This window comes from Streptomyces sp. AK010 (assembly GCF_014207295.1).
GTDB classification, from domain to species: domain Bacteria; phylum Actinomycetota; class Actinomycetes; order Streptomycetales; family Streptomycetaceae; genus Streptomyces; species Streptomyces massasporeus.
In genome coordinates, this window is sequence record NZ_JACHCX010000072.1 from 1 (window position 1) to 1,473 (window position 1,473).

General features: G+C 70.1%; 1 protein-coding gene. It reads right to left on the reverse strand.

Annotation, left to right across the window (positions count from 1 at the left end; genetic code table 11):
• A partial coding sequence (locus HDC93_RS37630; protein ID WP_185015253.1) for an IS4 family transposase occupies positions 1 to 1,302 on the reverse strand: 1,302 nt, incomplete at its 3' end.
• Positions 1,303 to 1,473: the final 171 nt, after the last annotated feature.

Consider the following 1,473-nt stretch of genomic DNA (forward strand, 5'->3'; position numbering starts at 1 on the left):
TTCGATGCCGGTGGTGGCTTTGTAGCTGGTCCGGTCGATGTGGGGGCCTCGGGCCTGGTACTTGGAGATGGCGCGTTTGACGATGCGGGGGCTGACGCGTAATCGCCGCTTGGGCAGCAGGTCGGCCAGGACGTGTCGGCCGATGGTGCCGACGAGGTCGACGACCGTGTCGGCGATGACGCCCGCGGCCTGGACCACCAGGTCGCGGGCGCTCTGCCAGGCGATGCTGAAGCTGGCGCGGTCGGGATCGGTGCCGCATTGGGTGCTGGTGGCGTCCGCCATGGCGGTCCGCAGCAGTTGGTAGACGACCAGCAGGGCGTAGATCTCCTGGTCGATGCCGTCGGGAGTGCGGGCCCGCAGGACCCGGCCGTCGAGGATGGTCGACTTCAGCTCCAGGTAGGCCGTTTCGATCTCCCAGCGCTGGTGATACAGCGTGGCGAGTCCGGCTGCCGGGTGGCGGTGGTGGTCGAGCAGGGTGGTGGCGAGCCGGTAGAGGCCGGTGTGTTTCCCGGCGGTGGTGGTGACGGTGATCTCGCAGTCGATGACGCGGACGTGCAGGTCGCCCAGCGCCGAGAGGTAGGAGCCGTCCCGGTAGCGGGCCAGGACGGGCATGCGACGGCCGTTCTTGAGCCGGACCAGGACCTCGGCTCCGGTGGCCGCGATGTCGGCCACGAGCTTTTGGGCGCCGAAGTTGCGGTCGGCCAGCAGGATCATCCCGGGCCGCAGGCTGGGCAGCAGGCGCGGGGCGTAGGTGGTCTCGCCCGCGGTGGTGGGTCCGAAGACCGCGTCGATGAGGGTGCGGGTGCCGCAGGCGACCAGGGCGAGCAGACGGACCTGCGGGTATCCGGTCCCGCCGTGGTTGCCCGCCTGCTTGGTGAACCGGGTCAGGACGGCGGTCGTGTCGGGGACCGTCAAAGTGGTGCCGTCGAGCGCGACCACCAGCAGACCGTGCCAGCGAATCCCCGGGCCGTGCCCTGTCGCAGCCGGGCCCCGCAGCAGGTCGAACAGCCACCGCAGCGGTTTGCTGCCGATGCGGCGGCGGGCCTGGGCCAGCGCGCTCGCCGTCGGCGCGGCCACCGGCAGGCCGGTCAGCGCCCCGGTGAGCTTGCGCCAGACGCCGGGGTATCCCGTCTCCGGGAACAGGCACCCGGCCAGCAGCAGATAGATCACGACCCGGGAGGGCAGATCCCTCAGCCGACACTGCACGGTCCTGGTCGCGCTCAGCGCGGCATCGACCATCTCGAAGGGCACCAGCTGAGTGAGTTCACCGAGATGACCGGGCGCAAACCGGCCTCCGGCCACCGTGACGGTACGCGTGATGGCACACTGTTCGGACAGCGGAGCCTCCGGTCTTGTGAACGGCTTGTCTTGGTCGACTGCCAGTTCTACCGGGGCTCCGCTCCTCATGTCCGGCGAAACCGCTGCCTACGGCCCCCTGGACAACCCCGCCCGAGCCATAACTTCACGGCCTTG